Annotated in this window: 19 protein-coding genes; 9 read left to right on the forward strand and 10 right to left on the reverse strand. The window is 66.8% G+C overall.

Annotation, left to right across the window (positions count from 1 at the left end):
- Positions 1-53 precede the first annotated feature (53 nt).
- The 7 genes from EV580_RS23210 to EV580_RS23240 form a co-directional block, all read right to left on the reverse strand.
- Positions 54-968: a DNA-3-methyladenine glycosylase family protein gene (locus tag EV580_RS23210; RefSeq protein WP_133693974.1), complete on the reverse strand. Its 915-nt coding sequence runs from the start codon at positions 966-968 to the stop codon at positions 54-56.
- A gap of 2 nt (positions 969-970) precedes the next feature.
- Positions 971-1,348, reverse strand: coding sequence for a DUF427 domain-containing protein (locus tag EV580_RS23215; RefSeq protein ID WP_133693976.1), 378 nt, complete (start codon positions 1,346-1,348; stop codon positions 971-973).
- Positions 1,349-1,409: 61 nt separating this feature from the next.
- Complete coding sequence (locus tag EV580_RS23220; protein WP_133693978.1) at positions 1,410-2,780, reverse strand: NAD(P)/FAD-dependent oxidoreductase; 1,371 nt, start codon at positions 2,778-2,780, stop codon at positions 1,410-1,412.
- Between the two features lie 9 nt (positions 2,781-2,789).
- Entirely contained in the window at positions 2,790-3,563 is a 774-nt protein-coding gene (locus EV580_RS23225; RefSeq protein ID WP_133694165.1) for a class I SAM-dependent methyltransferase, read from the reverse strand.
- Between the two features lie 63 nt (positions 3,564-3,626).
- Positions 3,627-4,022 (reverse strand): cupredoxin domain-containing protein, encoded by a 396-nt coding sequence (locus EV580_RS23230; RefSeq protein ID WP_133693980.1) that lies wholly within the window; start codon positions 4,020-4,022, stop codon positions 3,627-3,629.
- A gap of 31 nt (positions 4,023-4,053) precedes the next feature.
- Positions 4,054-5,085 carry an NAD-dependent epimerase/dehydratase family protein gene (locus EV580_RS23235; RefSeq protein WP_133693981.1) on the reverse strand — a complete coding sequence of 344 codons (1,032 nt, stop codon included), beginning with the start codon at positions 5,083-5,085 and terminating at the stop codon, positions 4,054-4,056.
- Complete coding sequence (locus EV580_RS23240; protein WP_133693983.1) at positions 5,082-5,582, reverse strand: nuclear transport factor 2 family protein; 501 nt, start codon at positions 5,580-5,582, stop codon at positions 5,082-5,084. Before EV580_RS23240 ends, EV580_RS23235 begins: the two co-directional genes overlap by 4 nt.
- 119 nt (positions 5,583-5,701) lie before the next feature.
- Here EV580_RS23240 and msrB point away from each other — a divergent pair, with 119 nt between their 5' ends.
- On the forward strand, positions 5,702-6,163 hold the full coding sequence (gene msrB / locus EV580_RS23245; RefSeq protein ID WP_133693985.1) for a peptide-methionine (R)-S-oxide reductase MsrB: 462 nt from the start codon (positions 5,702-5,704) through the stop codon (positions 6,161-6,163).
- Positions 6,160-6,669 carry a peptide-methionine (S)-S-oxide reductase MsrA gene (msrA, locus tag EV580_RS23250; RefSeq protein ID WP_133693987.1) on the forward strand — a complete coding sequence of 170 codons (510 nt, stop codon included), beginning with the start codon at positions 6,160-6,162 and terminating at the stop codon, positions 6,667-6,669. The genes msrB and msrA overlap by 4 nt, the downstream gene beginning before the upstream one ends.
- On the opposite strand, the gene EV580_RS23255 is transcribed toward msrA, so the two are convergent.
- On the reverse strand, positions 6,666-8,012 hold the full coding sequence (locus EV580_RS23255) for a cytochrome P450 (protein WP_133693988.1): 1,347 nt from the start codon (positions 8,010-8,012) through the stop codon (positions 6,666-6,668). The two genes, msrA and EV580_RS23255, sit on opposite strands and share 4 nt — an antisense overlap.
- A gap of 118 nt (positions 8,013-8,130) precedes the next feature.
- On the opposite strand from EV580_RS23255, the gene EV580_RS23260 reads away from it, so the two are divergent.
- A complete protein-coding gene (locus EV580_RS23260; protein ID WP_133693990.1) occupies positions 8,131-8,745 on the forward strand; it encodes a TetR/AcrR family transcriptional regulator in 615 nt (204 codons plus the stop codon).
- A gap of 9 nt (positions 8,746-8,754) precedes the next feature.
- Here the strand turns inward: EV580_RS23260 and EV580_RS23265 are convergent, their stop codons facing one another.
- Positions 8,755-9,267, reverse strand: a complete 513-nt coding sequence (locus EV580_RS23265) for a hypothetical protein (protein WP_133694166.1) — start codon at positions 9,265-9,267, stop codon at positions 8,755-8,757.
- Positions 9,264-9,719, reverse strand: a complete 456-nt coding sequence (locus tag EV580_RS23270; protein WP_133693992.1) for a PPOX class F420-dependent oxidoreductase — start codon at positions 9,717-9,719, stop codon at positions 9,264-9,266. Before EV580_RS23270 ends, EV580_RS23265 begins: the two co-directional genes overlap by 4 nt.
- Before the next feature lie 75 nt (positions 9,720-9,794).
- On the opposite strand from EV580_RS23270, the gene EV580_RS23275 reads away from it, so the two are divergent.
- The 6 genes from EV580_RS23275 (at position 9,795) to EV580_RS23300 (ending at position 14,838) form a co-directional block, all read left to right on the forward strand.
- On the forward strand, positions 9,795-10,835 hold the full coding sequence (locus EV580_RS23275) for a zinc-binding dehydrogenase (RefSeq protein ID WP_133693993.1): 1,041 nt from the start codon (positions 9,795-9,797) through the stop codon (positions 10,833-10,835).
- Positions 10,836-10,970: 135 nt separating this feature from the next.
- Complete coding sequence (locus tag EV580_RS23280) at positions 10,971-11,843, forward strand: ABC transporter ATP-binding protein (RefSeq protein WP_133693995.1); 873 nt, start codon at positions 10,971-10,973, stop codon at positions 11,841-11,843.
- On the forward strand, positions 11,840-12,553 hold the full coding sequence (locus EV580_RS23285; protein ID WP_133693997.1) for a fluoroquinolone export ABC transporter permease subunit: 714 nt from the start codon (positions 11,840-11,842) through the stop codon (positions 12,551-12,553). Before EV580_RS23280 ends, EV580_RS23285 begins: the two co-directional genes overlap by 4 nt.
- 17 nt (positions 12,554-12,570) lie before the next feature.
- Entirely contained in the window at positions 12,571-13,308 is a 738-nt protein-coding gene (locus EV580_RS23290) for an Rv2686c family ABC transporter permease subunit (protein WP_133694168.1), read from the forward strand.
- A gap of 26 nt (positions 13,309-13,334) precedes the next feature.
- Positions 13,335-14,198, forward strand: coding sequence for an SAM-dependent methyltransferase (locus EV580_RS23295; RefSeq protein WP_133693998.1), 864 nt, complete (start codon positions 13,335-13,337; stop codon positions 14,196-14,198).
- Positions 14,185-14,838, forward strand: coding sequence for a TIGR03085 family metal-binding protein (locus EV580_RS23300; RefSeq protein WP_133694000.1), 654 nt, complete (start codon positions 14,185-14,187; stop codon positions 14,836-14,838). The genes EV580_RS23295 and EV580_RS23300 overlap by 14 nt, the downstream gene beginning before the upstream one ends.
- Positions 14,839-14,869 lie beyond the last annotated feature (31 nt).

Consider the following 14,869-nt stretch of genomic DNA (forward strand, 5'->3'; position numbering starts at 1 on the left):
TGGCTTCACGACGCCACATACCCGGGTTGCGGGGCCGGTAATCCGCTACACCGTCACAACTTGCTGATCTGTTGCACGGGCAGCCGGGCGCCGCGGCGCGGTTCGTACGCCAATCCGCTGGCCTCGAGCATGCGCACAACGCGGTAGCGGTGCGGACGCATCGGTTCGAGCAACTCCACCATCCCGGCGTCGTCGACCGGCTTCCCGATCAGGGTCCAGCCGATCATCTTGGAAACGTGATAGTCGCCGATCGAGAGGGCGTCGGCATCGCCGAAGGCCCGTTGTGCGACCTCGGCCGCCGTCCACACGCCGACACCGGGAAGCGTGGTCAGGGCTTCGCGGGCCTCGGCCGCGGGACGGCCCGACAATCGCTCCAGCGCGGCCGCCCGCTGCGCGCAGCCGACGATCGTGCGGGCCCGGCCGGGGTCGACGTTGGCGCGGTGGAACTCCCAGGACGGGATGCGCCGCCACACCTCCGCCGCGGGCGGCACCCGCATGCGCGCGGGGGCCGGGCCCGGCGCCGGGGTGCCGTATTTGGTGACCAGCACCCGCCAGGCCCGAAACGCATCGGCGCCCGGCACTCGCTGTTCGATCACCGCAGGGATCAGCGCCTCGAGCACTCGCGCGGTGCGGCCCAGCCGCAGATGCGGCACCCGCGCGGCCGCAGCCGCGACCACCGGATGCTGGGGTCGGAAACCCCCGGCATCGTCGTCAACACCGAGCAGCGCGGGTAGCGCCTCGGCGAACTCCTCGGCACCCTCGCCCCACGCCTGACAGGCCACCGCGTCGGGGGCGGTTCGGAAGATCCGCGCGGTGACGGGCCCGCTGGCCTGCAGGCTGGTCCGCCAGATCGCCCGTTCACCGTCGAGCTGGTAGCAGGGGTCGCCCGGCCCGCGCCGCTGCGGCACCAGCGTCAGCCCGGGACTGACCGGACCGGGGAAACTCAACGTGCGCTCGACAGGGTTCAAAGTCAGTCCGGGGCGACGGTGATGTCGGCTTTGGTGGGATAGAAGGCAACGTGTCCGGCGATCGCCGCGACGGCCGGATAGGGCTCCTCATAGGTCCAGATCGCGTCGTCGACCGTCGTGCCCGCGGCGGTGACGCTGTAGTAACCGGCCTCGCCCTTGTACGGGCAGTACGTCTGAGTATCGGTGCGGGTGAGCACCGCGGGGTCGACATCGCCGATCGGAATGTATTGCACGACGGGATAAGTGGATTCGGCAAGGCCGAGGGCCGCGCGGGTGTCGGCGACGAGTTCACCGTTGACCCGGACCTGCACCCGGCCACTGGTCGGGGTGATCGTGATCGGATGCTCGGCGGTGGGTTGCTTGATCTCGCGTGTGCTCATCGGTGCTCCTCCTGAGTTAGGCCGTAGTCCATGCAACATCGCCCCGCCCTCATGATTCCCGTCACGGCCGACGCGCGATGGCATCCGCGACGACCGCGATCGGCGAGGTCGTCGACCGACCGCCGTCCTCGTGCCGGTCGGCCACCTTGTAGGCGGTGTACATCCCGCGCACCCCGAGCCAACGGAACGGCTCGGGCTCCCAGGTCCGCGAGTGGTGGCCGACCCACGGCAGCGCGGTCAGCGGAGTCGACCGCTTGAGCACCAGATCGGCCAGTGTCCGGCCGGCCAGGTTGGTCGCCGTCACGCCGTGCCCGACGTACCCGCCGGCCTCACCGAGGCCGGTCGAAGGGTCCAGGGTGACCCCGGCCGACCAATCCCGCGGCACCGCCAGCACGCCGCACCAGCCGTGCGCGATCGGCACCCCGCGGGTCTGTGGCAGGACGGTGTTGAGCACCCCGGTCAGGTAGGCGATGGTGTCGCTGCCGACGGCGCCGTCCCGGTCGATGCGGGAGCCGTAGCGGTATGGCACGGCCCGGCCGCCGATCGCGATGCGGTTGTCCGCGGTGCGCTGGGCGTAGAAGAACCCGTGGGCCAGATCGCCCATCGTTTCGCGCCCTTCCCAGCCGATGCGCGCCCAGATGTCGTCGGACATCGGTTCGGTGGCGATCATCGCGCTGTTCATCGGCAGCCAGCGCCGGCGCAGCCCGCGCATCCGCGAGGTGAACCCCTCGGTGGCGCGCAGGATGATCGGCGCCCGCAGCGCACCCATCGGCGTTTGCGCGCGTCCCGGACTGATCTCGGTCACCGGGGTCTGCTCGTAGATCGTGACGCCGAGGCGCTGCACCACGTCGGCAAGACCGCGGGCCAGCTTGGCCGGCTGGATCCGCGCGCAATGCGGGTTGAACGAGCCGAGCGTCAAGCTGTCGACCCGCACCCGGGCGGAGGCTTCGGTGGCGGTCAGCACTTCGATGCCGTCGGTCCCCCATTCCCGGTCCTCGTCGGCCTCGGCGCGCAGCCGGCGGGCCTGGGCCGCGTTGCGTGCGACCTCGAGGTTGCCGCCCTTGACGATGTCGGCGTCGATGTTCTCCCGGGCGGCCACCGCGATGACTTCGTCCACGGCGGCGTTCAGAGTCTGCTGCCAGGCCACCACGGCGTCGCGGCCGTATTTCTTGGCCATCAACCCGCGATGCCCGGGGGCGAGCCCGGACAGCCAGCCGCCGTTTCGCCCGGAGGCACCGAAGCCCGCAAAGCGGGCCTCCAGCACGGTGATTCGCAACGATGGGTCCGCTTGTTTGAGGTAGTAGGCGGTCCACAGCCCGGTGTAACCGGCGCCGACGATGCACACGTCGGCGTCGCGATCACCCGGCAGGGCGGGACGCGGGTGAGGCAGTTCGGTGAACCAGTGCGAGACGGCACCGTTGATCGTGACCATGACTCAAACTTAGAACGCGTAGCGGTGGTAGGCCGCCATCATTTTCAGCGCGGGCACCGCCCCCATCACTCTGGCCATGATCCGGTACTCGCGCGGCACGTCACGGAAGGTCTCCGACTCGAACGGAGACACCCAGGCCAGCAACCGCACGCCCGGTACGGCGGCGACGATCTCGCCGGGACCGTTGATGCCCCAGCACAGCGTCGACCCCGACCGCCGCACCACGGAGTTGATCCACTGGCTGCGAATGCCGAACCGGTTGAACGCGTCGAATTGCAGCTCCCCGGACGGGAAATGCGCGACGATCCGGCGCAGAAGCGCGACGCCGTCCGATTCGGCGAGGTACATGGTCAGGCCCTCACCCAGGGCGAGCACCGGTCGGTCGCCGGGGATCTGATCCAGCCAGGAGGGATCGGTGACCGAGGCGGCGATCCGGTGATAGTGCGGCCGCGGCGGGTAGATCTGTTCGCGCAGTTCCATGATCGAGGGGTAGTCGATGTCGTACCACTCGACGCCCGGCCCGGGATCGAGCCGGTAGACCCGGCTGTCCAAGCCCGCGCCCAGATGCAGGACGACCGCGCGGTCGTGGCGCGCCAGGAACTGACGCGCCCAGATGTCGAAGTGCAGCGAACGGGTGGTGACCGACGGTGACATACGGTCGGTGATCGTCGTCTTGGCCCAGTCGTAGTCGATGCGATCCACCGCATCCTTGGCCCAGACGTCACCGAGGATGGGCTGTTGCCGTTGCGCGTCAAGCGCTTTCGCGTACAACGTCGCGAGCATTGTCTGCGGCGGTCCGCTCAGATCGACCGGGATCTTCGACACTCGCTCCAGGCTAGTCCGAGATCACTGGACGGTCAGCTGCCCGTGCATCGACGGATGGTAGGTGCAGTGGAACGCGTAGGTTCCCGGCTGCGTCGGGGCGGTGAACGTGGCCGTTCCCTTGCCGTCGACCTCGACGTCGAACGCGTTGCCGGTGTCGGCGGTGACGGTGTGTTCGGCGCCGTCGGCATTGGTGACGGTCACCGTGGCCCCCGGCGGAACCGACACCGGCGAGGTGAATTTCATACCGGAGATGTCAATCGTCGGGCCAGAGGCCGCCTGGACCGAGGTTGGCGACGGGGACGACGACATGGCCGGCATCGACGACGGAGCTGGTGCGCCTCCCGCCGAGCACGCCGCCACCAGCAGAACGGTGGCGAAGAGTACGGCGACGGACAGCGTGAGAATGCGTGGCGTCATACGCGGGACACGTAATCGCCTGCACCCCGGTTCAGTCCGGTTTGGCCGCCTCTGTCTGTCTCTTGGCTGCCTGCCGTTTGGCCTCGCGAAGCCCGACCCAGAACCGGGCGGCCTCGCGGATTGACTCCTCGACGGGGCGGGGCTGCCAGCCGAGTTCGCGGACGGCCTTGCTGTGATCGAGGGGGCCCTCGGCGCGCATCAGCCGCAGCGAGCCCAGCGACAACTTCTCGTCGGTCTTCTGCAGCCGCGCTTTGGCGGTGCCCATCGCGGCCAGCGCGTAGGCGACCGGCAACGGGATTGTCTTGGCGGGCGGGGGAACTCCCGCCTCGGCGGCGGCGATCCGGGCCACCTCGGCATTGCTGATCATCTTCTCCGAGATCAGGTAGCGCTCGCCGACCCTGCCCCGTTCGGCAGCCAGGATCATCGCGCGGGCCGCGTCTTCGATCCCGACCGCTTCGAGCTCGATACCGCCCATGACGAACGGCAGCTTGCCGAAGGCCGCCCCGGCGATGATGGCACCGTGCGGGGTGCGGCCCCAGTCGCCGGTGCCATACGTCGTCGACACGCACATCGCGACAGCGGGCAGTCCCTTTTCCCGCGCGTAGCGCAGCACCAGTTCCTCGGCCTGCACGCGCGAGCGGACGTAGGGCGTCAGGCCCTTGTCATTGATGATGTCGGTTTCGCTGGTGGTCTTGCCGCGCGTGCGCTCGACGGTGACATAGCTGCTGGTGAAGACGAACCGGTGCAGATCCATATCCTTGGCGATTTCGAGAACGTTGCGGGTGCCCTCGACATTGGTGCGGAACAGCGGTGCGGGATCGCTCAGCCAACCCCGGGCGTCGACGACGCAGTAATACACGTCGTCACACCCGGCCATCGCCTCGCGCAAGACGTCGTTGTCCCAGATGTCGCCGACGAACCGCTGCACGTCGAGGTCGTCGATGGAGATGGTGGACGCGTTGGCGCGCACCATGACCCGGACCTGATGCCCGTCGGCGACCAGCTGGCGGGTGACGTGCGAGCCCAGAAAACCGTTGGCGCCGATGACGAGCTTGGGGCTCACTTCATGCCCCCGTTGGCACGCATCCAGGCGGCCGCCTCCTCGTCGAGGGTGCCCAGCTTCTCGGCCTTCTTGCACCACTTCATGCTGGCCTGCAGGAAGCGCAGCGGGTTGTAGATGTCCTCCTGGCGCGACCACAACCCGTCGCCGGCGTAGGTGACGATCGAGATGTTGGTGGCGCTGATGATCGTGCCGTCACCGGGATCGCGCATGGGGTTGTCGAGCTCGCAGATGACCCGGCCGGTGTCCTCGTCGTAGACCGTCCACAGCGACGGGAACTCGGTCATGTAGCTGCCGGGGAAGCTGCCCATGGTCTTGGTGATCCAGGCACGCACCTCATCGCGGCCTTTCATGGTGCCCATCGCGTGCTCGATGTAGTCGACGTCGGGGGTGTAGTGACTCACCCACGCATCCCAGTCTTGAGTCCGTGCCGCGTCGGCGACGGTCTGCTCGAAAATTGCGAATGCTTCGGTCAGTTCTTCACGGGAGAATCGCGCCACAGCTTCAAACTAGAACACGTTCTATCAGGCTTTGTCGAGCATTTGAGCGCAGGCAGGGGCGTTTCTGACGGATCTGTGACACGGGAACTAACTGAATGGCAGTCGAGGTTGATACGAGCATGTCGCACGACTATCACCGCAATCCCGCCGCCGTTTCCGCGCTGTCGCCCGAGCAGTATCGGGTCACCCAGGAAAACGGCACCGAGCGTCCCTTCACCGGCGAGTACTGGGACAACCACGAGCCGGGCATCTACGTCGACGTCGTCTCGGGCGAACCATTGTTCGCCTCGGTCGACAAGTTCGACAGCGGCTCGGGGTGGCCCAGTTTCACCAAGCCGATCGACACCACCAACGTCGTGACCAAACGGGACTTCAGCCACCTGATGGTGCGCACCGAGGTCCGCTCGGCGGGTGGCGACAGCCACCTGGGACACGTCTTCAAGGACGGGCCGCGTGCCGAGGGAGGGTTGCGCTACTGCATCAACTCCGCTTCGCTGAAGTTCATCCACCTCGACGATCTCGAGGCGCAGGGCTACGGCGACTACACCAAGCTGTTCGAGACATCCAAGGAGGACGTGTGAGCACGACGAAGACGGCGATCCTGGCAGGCGGCTGCTTCTGGGGCATGCAGGACCTGATCCGCAAGCAGCCCGGCGTGGTGTCCACTCGGGTGGGCTACACCGGCGGCCAGAACGATCACCCCACCTACCGCAACCACCCGGGGCATGCCGAGGCGATCGAGATCGAGTACGACCCGGCCCAGACCGACTTCCGTGCGCTGCTGGAGTTCTTCTTCCAGATCCACGATCCGAGCACGAAGAACCGGCAGGGCAATGACGTCGGCACCAGCTACCGCTCGGCCATCTTCTATCTCGACGACGAGCAGAAGCAGGTGGCGCTGGACACGATCGCCGACGTCGACGCCTCCGGACTGTGGCCGGGCAAGGTGGTCACCGAGGTGACCCCGGCCAGCGACTTCTGGGATGCCGAACCGGAGCATCAGGACTATCTGCTGCACTACCCGAACGGCTACACCTGCCACTTCCCGCGGGCGGGCTGGAAGCTACCGAAGCGGGCGCAGGTCTAGCACTGGCTGGTGGGCGCGTTTCGTCGGTGAACGACGACGCGCCCACCCTTCTTCGGGACGAAGGCCACGCCGCGGGAATGCCACTTCTCGCCGGGTGCGGTGGTGGTTGCAATAGTGAAGTTACGCAACACCGTTCGCAGGACCACATCCATCTCCATGTTGGCGAAGGCGGCGCCGATACAGCGACGGGTACCGCCGCCGAACGGTACCCACGCGAACGTATTGGGCTTGGCGTCGACGAAGCGTTGCGGGTCGAACCGTTCCGGATCGGGGAACATCTCCGGGTCTTCGTGCAATTGACTCAGGCTGACCATCACCGAATAGCCTTGCGGTATGCGCCATTCGCCCAATTCGTACACCGGTGCCATGACGTGGCGACCGGAGAAGTCGATCACCGTCCGGTTGCGCTGAACCTCGAAGATCGTGGCCTGCCGATAGCTGTTGTCGTCGGTCTCGGCTTCGGCGACCAAGCGGCGCAACACCTCCGGATGCCGGGATATCCGTTCGAAGGCCCATGCCAGGGTGGAGGCGGTGGTCTCGTGTCCGGCGGCCAGCAGCGTCAGCAGCTCGTCGCCGACCTCGCCGCGGGTCATCGCCGAACCGTCTTCGTAGCTGCTGCGCAGGAACAGCGACAGCACGTCGGTGCGGTCCTCGAAGTTCGGATCGGCCTGCGCCCGGCGGACCAGGGTGTCCACCAAACCCTCGTATTCGCGACGGTATTCGGCGAGCTTTGCCCAAGGCGTCCAAGGCAATTCGCGCGTCGGCGCGGGAAGAACCGCAAGCCGCGAACCCAGTGTCACCCAGCGTGGGATCAGGTCGCGCAGGCGTTCCAGCTCGGCACCGTCGGCTCCGAAGATCGCGCGCAGGATGATGTTGAGGGTGATGTGCATCATCGGTTCGATGGTGGCGAACTCTGTTCCCGACGGCCATGATTCGACCTCGCGCAGAGTCTCTTCCACCACGATCTGTTCGTAGGCCTTGATGCTCTTGCCGTGGAACGGCGGGGTGAGCAGCTTGCGCCGGGCGCGATGCTCGACGCCGTCGAGGGCGAACACCGACCCCGGGCCGAGGAGCCGGCTCAGGTTGGGCTGGATGTTGTACAGCACGTCGGGGCTGGTGGTGAAGATCTGCTTGACCAGTGCGGGATCGGTGACCACGACGGTGTCCCCGAACACCGGCACCTTCAGGGTGAGACTGCGCCCGTACCGGGCGCTCAGCCACTCCGTGGTCGGCCGCCGCGCCGCGACGAAGGCGAGCTTGAGCAGGGCGCTCGGCAGGCCGGGGGACGGTGGCAGCTTGGCGTCGGTGGAGACTGGACGATCGACGGTTGGCGCTTCGCTCATCGGTGGAGGCCCTCCCAAGACTGGCGTGGTACCGCGTTGTACCACGGAGTTGTGAGGTACGGTACCCTTCGGTACCAGGCCCTGACAAGGGGTTGCCGCGAAAACGGGAGGAGGTCCGATGACCACGACGGCCGTCGACGAAACCTCCGTCGGGCGCACCGACGACTTCCGGCAGCGGTTGCTCGACGGCCTTGCCGCCTCCATTGACGAGCGCGGTTACCGAGACACCACCGTCGCCGACATCGTCCGATGTGCCCGCACCTCCAAACGCACGTTCTACAGCGAGTTCGCCAGCAAGGAGGAGTGCTTCGCCGAGTTGCTGACGGCCAACAACGACGAGCTCGTCGCCACCATTCGTGACGCCGTCGATCCGCATGCGCCCTGGCGCGAGCAGGTCCGTCAGGCCGTGGTGGCCTATGTGCACACCATCGAGGAGCGGCCGGCCATCACGCTCAGTTGGATTCGCGAGCTGCCCGCCCTCGGCGAAAATGCCCGGCCCACCCTGCGTCGCGGGTTCGGCCGACTCGCCACCATGATCGTCGCGCTGTCCAGCAACGAGGGTTTCCGCACCGCGGGCCTGGCCCCGATATCGCATGCGGCGGCGGTGATCCTGGTCGGGGGCCTGCGTGAGCTGACCGCGCAGACCGTCGAGGACGGCAACCCGGTCACCGACATCATCGAGCCCGCACTGGCCGTGTCACTGGCCCTGTTGGGACCGAAACACACTGACTGAGAACGACTTTCACTTCAACAGGCGCGGCACCACGAACGCGAACGCCCGCGGAAAGCCCAGCCGCGACAATCGGCCGTGCCGGATATCGTCGATCGCAATGTCCAGCAGCTCACCGGATGACGGTTCGTAACAGCGGAATACCGCGCCGTCGAGCGCCGTGAGCAGCACCCAGTGCCGGGGTATCACCGAACCGATCAGCATCGCCACCGGCCAGCCCGCGTCCACCGCATCGCAGACATCGGCCAGCCGATCACCGCAACGCGCCATTCGCCAGCGGTAGTACACACCGCGCGACGCGCTGTGCCCGGTCATGGCTCGGGCCACCCCGGCCGGCGACGCGCCCAGTGCGTGCGGCCACACCACGTTGATCGCGCGGTGCACCCGCACCTGCTCGGCGTCGAACCACGGCTGCGGATCCCCCGACCTCAGTGGGGCACCGTAATCGGGATCCAGCAGGGCGCCGGCCATCACCGCGACGCTGGGGCCACAGCTGACCCCGTCGCGCTGATGCGGCCAGCTCACGACGGCGGGAATCCGCCCGTGGCCACCGGGCCCCACCGCTGAGGGGTCACGCGGATCAGGCACTTACCCTGCTTGACCATCGCCTCGCGGTACTCGTCCCAGTCCGGGTGCTCGCCGGCCACCGCGCGGAAGTAGTCGACCAGCGGCTCGACGGCGTCGGGCAGCTCGATCACCTCGGCGGGGCCGTCGATCTGCACATAAGCGCCGTTGAACTCCTCGGAGAGCACCACGACGCTGGCACGCGGGGTCCGGCGAAGGTTCACCGACTTGGCCCGTTGCGGGTAACTGGAGATCACCAGGCGGCCGTGCTCGTCGACACCGCCGGTCACCGGCGAGCTCTGCAGAGAGCCGTCGGCGCGGAAGGTGGTGAGCACCATATGGTGCCGGGGCCGCACGAATTGCAGCAACGTGTCGAGGTCAACGGTGTCGGCGGTGGCGATCTTCGGTGACATACGCCCAACTCTAGGCTGGCGCGTCGGGGTTCTGCGTAGGCTCAAAGCGCCGCTTCGAACGAAGGAGGACCGCCTATGACCACCATGCGCGCGGAGCGCTTCTACGCCGATACCAAAACGGTTGTGCTGGAGGATGTTCCGATCCCGGAGCCGGGCGATGGCGAAGTCCTGGTCAAGGTGGCGTTCTGCGGCATCTGCCATTCCGATCTCAGCCTGATCAACGGCACCTTCCCGGCTCAGCGCCCGGTGGTCACCCAGGGCCACGAAGCCTCGGGGATCATCGCCAAGCTCGGCCCCGGCGTCACCGGCTGGTCAGAGGGAGACCGGGTCGTCGTCGCCGCAGGCCGGCCCTGCGGGACGTGCGCCAACTGCCGTCGCGGTGATCTGGCCAACTGCATGCGAATCCAGTTGATGGCCTTCGCCTATGACGGCGCCTGGGCGGAATACACCGTCGCGCAGGCCTCGGGGTTGACCCGGGTGCCCGACAATGTGCCGCTGGAACAGGCCGCAATCCTCGCCGACGCGGTGTCGACGCCCTTCGGTGCCGTCGTCCACACCGGCAAGGTGGGAGTGGGCGAGTCGGTCGGGGTGTGGGGTGTGGGCGGCGTCGGCACCCACGTCGTTCAACTGGCCCGCCTGGTCGGCGCGGTCCCGGTGATCGCGGTCGACATCAATCCGGCGGTGCGCGAGCGGGCGCTGGAGCTCGGCGCCGACTACGCATTCGATTCTCGCGACCCCGATTTCGCCGACAAGCTGGCCGAAGCGACCGGTGGCCGCAAGCTCGATGTCGCGTTCGACGCGGTCGGGCTGAAGGTCACTTTCGAGCAGGCATTGGACTCGCTGACCATCGGCGGCCGGCTCGTCGGGGTCGGCATGAGTGCCGAGTGCCCGACGATCGGGCCGACCTCGATGTTCAACCTGGTGCAGCGTCAGGTACTCGGCCACCTGGGCTACCACAACACCGATATCGAGACCTTGGCTCAGCTGGTGTCCCGCGGGCGCCTCGATCTGTCGCGATCGATCAGCCAGATCATCCCGCTCGAGGACATCGCCGACGGAATTCACATCCTCGAGCACGCCGAGGGCAATCCGATCAGAGTGCTCGTCCAGCCGTAGCGGGTACGGCCCCCGATCTCCATGGTCGTGGAGTAAGGTGCTGGACGGCTCCGGGAAGTCTGGTCGGAATTGTCCGCCGTTGCGCGGTGGCAGCACATCGTGCGCCGCGCACACCGACGAGAGGGCCGGTCCGGGATGCGCGATTCCGACGTCATCAGCGTTAGGGAACTCACCTTCAGGTATCCGAAGTCGTCCGCGCCGGCTATCCGAGGGATGGATTTCGCGGTCGGTCGCGGCGAGATCTTCGGGTTTCTCGGTCCCAGCGGCGCTGGGAAATCCACCACCCAAAAACTGCTGATCGGTCTACTGCGCGGGCATGGCGGCACGGCATCGGTGTGGGGCAAGGACCCGTTGGAGTGGGGACCGGACTACTACCAACGCATCGGCGTCTCGTTCGAATTACCCAACCACTACCAGAAGCTCAGCGGCCTGGAGAATCTCCAGTTCTTCGCGTCGCTCTACGACGGTCGCACCCGGGACCCAGCCGGCCTGCTCGACGCCGTCGGGCTGTCCGACGCCGCGAACATCCGAGTTGGCAAGTACTCCAAGGGAATGCAGATGCGTCTGACCTTCGCACGAGCACTCATCAACGATCCAGAACTACTGTTCCTCGACGAGCCGACCTCGGGGCTTGATCCCGTGAACTCGCGCACGGTCAAGGAGATGATCCGTGACTTGAGGGCAACCGGGCGCACCGTCTTTATGACCACACACGACATGGCGACCGCCGACGAGTTATGCGACCGCGTGGCCTTCGTTGTCGACGGGCAGATCGTCGCGCTGGACACGCCCTCGGAGTTGAAGATCGCGCGAAGCCGGCGCCTGGTTCGCGTGGAATACCGCGACGCGGACGAGAGGTTGGCAAGCGCCGATTTCCCAATGGGCGGCCTGGCTGACGACCCCGCGTTTCATGCCCTGTTGCGTGATCATCACGTCGAGACCATTCACAGCAGGGAAGCCAGTCTCGACGACGTGTTCGTCGAGATCACCGGCAGGCAGCTGACGTGACGCGCCTGGCGAATGCCCTTCGGCTCGAGCTCATTCTGCAAGTCAGACAACGCTTCCTGCACGCCGCCGTGTTCTCCGGCCTCATCTGGCTGGCGGTGCTCCTGCCGTTGTCGCCCGGCCTGCGTCGCGTCGCCGAGCCGTACGTCCTGCTGGGCGATACGTGCATCATCGGGTTCTTCTTCGTTGCGGGAACGGTGTTTTTCGAGAAGCAAGAGCGCACACTCGGCGCACTGATCTCGACCCCGCTGCGATTCTGGGAGTATTTGACGGCGAAAGTGACACCCTTGGTGTCGATCTCGTTGTTCATCGCCGTTGTTGTTCCGACCATCAGCCACGGATTGGGCTACCAGTTGTTCCCGCTGGCGATGGGCACCGTATTGGGAACGCTTCTGATGCTTCTGGTCGGCTTCACGACCTCACTTCCGTTTGCCTCGATCAGCGATTGGTTTCTGGCAGCGACGATTCCGCTCGCCGTGCTGACGGTGCCGCCGGTGCTGTTCTTCTCAGATGTGTGGGTCAATGCGCTGGTATACCTCGTTCCTACGCAAGGAGCGCTGCTCCTGTTGGGCACCGCATTCGACCAGGTCTCACTGGCGCCATGGCAGATGGCGTACTCGGTCGCGTACCCGCTCCTGTGGGTGGCTTTGCTGTCGTACGTCGCACGGCGCGTATTTACTCGGCAGGTCATCGCGCAATCAGGAGGAATGTGACGCCGGTGCCTGTGTTGATGAGCGTGCGGACGGTGAAAGCGCTTGGCCACAACGATATCCGCGGAACATATCGCGACCCGTTGTTGGTCATGATCGTTCTCGCCCCCGTCATCTGGACCACCGGTGTCGCCGTCTTGACCCCCCGCTTCACCACAATGCTGGCGCGCCGCTACGACTTCGACCTCGTCCCCTATTACCCGCTGGTCCTGACGGCGTTTCTCCTACTCACCAGTATCGTGATCGTTGGTGGGCTCGCCGCTTTTCTCGTACTCGACGAGGCGGATGCCGGCACACTGGCGGCCCTTCGGGTCACGCCGGTCCCGCTCGGCGGGTTCTTCGCCTATCGCGCCACCACGGTCGTCGTGGTGACCGCGGCCTATGTCGTCGGAACAATGTCGTTCAGCGGCATCCTGGAACCCGGTGTCGGACCGGCGCTGATCCCGATTGGACTGTTGGCCGGGCTGTCGGCGGTCGTGACGCTGCTGCTGATTGTCGCTCTGGCGGCCAACAAGATTCAGGGTCTCGCGGCTCTGCGTGGGCTTGGCATGCTCATTGCCGGCCTTCCCTGCCTGCCGTGGTTCATCCACTCGAACTGGAGTGTGCTGTTCGGCGTGCTGCCACCGTACTGGGCCGCGAAGTCCTTCTGGTTGGCCAGCAGTCATGACACGTGGTGGCCATACCTGCTTGCCGGTACTGGCTACAACCTGGCCATCGCCTGGCCGTTATTCCGTCGCTTCGTCGCCAAGAACACCTGAACTGTCTCGATGACCGGGAGTACGCAATGGGAAATCCAGCCGCGCAGACCGCGCTCGGACCGATGATCGTCGTGGCCGCCGATCAATACGAACCGGTGCCGCTGGTGCACGACCCGTGGGCTGCGCGGTTGTTGCCGAGGTCCGGGAGGCTGGCGGCAGCGCTCACCCGGTGGTCGCCGGTGCGCCACGCGCTGAAGTCGGCGACCGACCGGAAGATCGCGGGCGGCTGGGCAAGCTTCCTGTGCCGCAAGCGCTACATCGACGACCAGCTGTGCGCGGCGATCGCCAACGGTGCCGAAGCCGTCGTCATTCTGGGCGCCGGCTTCGACACCCGCGCCTATCGGCTCCCGGAGTTGGCCGGCGTCCCGGTCTGCGAGGTCGACCTGCCGAGCAACATCCGGTACAAGGCCGCCGCCCTGAATCGCACGTTCGGCCGGGTCCCGCCGGACGTCACGCTGTTGCCCGTCGACTTCGAGAGCGACAATCTCCTGAAGAGCTTGTGGCAGGCCGGATTCGGGCCGGACCGGCGCACGTTCTACGTCTGGGAAGCCGTCACCCAGTACCTGACCGAGGCGGCCGTGCGCCGGACGTTCGACTATCTCGCGCAGGCGGCACCGGGTAGCGGGCTGGCGTTCACGTTCGTGCGCAAGGACTTCCTCACCGGCCAGCACACCTACGGCGCTGAAGGCGCGCGCCGCGAATTCGTCGTCAACAACGAGCTGTGGCGCTTCGGGCTCCAACCCGAGGAGGTGAGTCCGTTTCTCGCCGAGTACGGCTGGCGCGAGGTCGACCAGGCCGGACCCGCCGAGTACGCGGAGCGCTACCTGCGCCCGGCCGGTCGGGACGCCCCGGTCAGCGAGATCGAAAGAGCCGTACATGCCCAGCACTGATCGCCCGTTCGATGCCCAGGAGCGCGCGGCGTTGTGCGACCTGTTCGTCCGCCTCGGTCCGGATGCCCCGACCCTTCTCGACGGCTGGACCACCAAGGACCTCGCCGCCCACCTCCTGCTTCGTGAGCGCGATCCGCTGGCTGCGCCAGGGCTGGTGATTCCCGGTCCGCTGGCCCGTCTCGCCGAGCGGCGCACGGCAGAGATGGTCCGGCGGCGTGAATTCGGCTGGCTGGTCGGCCGTCTGCGGTCTGGGCCGCCGGTCGGTTTCTTCCGGCTGCCCTGGGTCCGCTCCTTCCCCAGCCTCAACGAGTTCTTCGTCCACCACGAAGACGTTCGCCGAGCCAACGGTCTTGGGCCGCGTGACGATCTGGGCCCCGCGCTGGAGGCTGCACTGTGGCGCAATGTCGAGCGCGGCGCCCGGTTCTTGAGCCGACGGCTACGCGGGGTCGGACTCGACATTGTCTGGACGGGAACGGGCGAGCGCGTCACGGTGCGGGCGGGAGATCCGACGGCGGAGCTCAGTGGGCCGCCCGGCGAGCTGCTGATGTATCTGTTCGGCCGTCAAGCTGCGGCCCAGGTCGAGATAGCTGGACCGCCAACCGCGGTGGACGGCGTACGAAACGGCCACTTCGGGATGTGAACGTCGCCGAGCGGCAAGGCGCGCGACACGC

Origin of the sequence: Mycobacterium sp. BK086, from assembly GCA_004362315.1 — a bacterium.
Taxonomy (GTDB): domain Bacteria; phylum Actinomycetota; class Actinomycetes; order Mycobacteriales; family Mycobacteriaceae; genus Mycobacterium.

Excerpts from the sequence above, each read along its gene's own strand:
- EV580_RS23270 (WP_133693992.1), bottom strand. The coding sequence starts at position 9,719 with ATGTCACCGAAGATCGCCACCGCCGACACCGTTGACCTCGACACGTTG.
- EV580_RS23220 (WP_133693978.1), bottom strand. The coding sequence starts at position 2,780 with ATGGTCACGATCAACGGTGCCGTCTCGCACTGGTTCACCGAACTGCCT.
- EV580_RS23300 (WP_133694000.1), top strand. The coding sequence starts at position 14,185 with ATGCCCAGCACTGATCGCCCGTTCGATGCCCAGGAGCGCGCGGCGTTG.
- EV580_RS23260 (WP_133693990.1), top strand. The coding sequence starts at position 8,131 with ATGACCACGACGGCCGTCGACGAAACCTCCGTCGGGCGCACCGACGAC.
- msrB (WP_133693985.1), top strand. The coding sequence starts at position 5,702 with ATGTCGCACGACTATCACCGCAATCCCGCCGCCGTTTCCGCGCTGTCG.
- EV580_RS23290 (WP_133694168.1), top strand. The coding sequence starts at position 12,571 with ATGAGCGTGCGGACGGTGAAAGCGCTTGGCCACAACGATATCCGCGGA.
- EV580_RS23225 (WP_133694165.1), bottom strand. The coding sequence starts at position 3,563 with ATGCTCGCGACGTTGTACGCGAAAGCGCTTGACGCGCAACGGCAACAG.
- EV580_RS23280 (WP_133693995.1), top strand. The coding sequence starts at position 10,971 with ATGCGCGATTCCGACGTCATCAGCGTTAGGGAACTCACCTTCAGGTAT.
- EV580_RS23295 (WP_133693998.1), top strand. The coding sequence starts at position 13,335 with ATGGGAAATCCAGCCGCGCAGACCGCGCTCGGACCGATGATCGTCGTG.
- EV580_RS23255 (WP_133693988.1), bottom strand. The coding sequence starts at position 8,012 with ATGAGCGAAGCGCCAACCGTCGATCGTCCAGTCTCCACCGACGCCAAG.
- EV580_RS23230 (WP_133693980.1), bottom strand. The coding sequence starts at position 4,022 with ATGACGCCACGCATTCTCACGCTGTCCGTCGCCGTACTCTTCGCCACC.
- EV580_RS23275 (WP_133693993.1), top strand. The coding sequence starts at position 9,795 with ATGACCACCATGCGCGCGGAGCGCTTCTACGCCGATACCAAAACGGTT.
- EV580_RS23215 (WP_133693976.1), bottom strand. The coding sequence starts at position 1,348 with ATGAGCACACGCGAGATCAAGCAACCCACCGCCGAGCATCCGATCACG.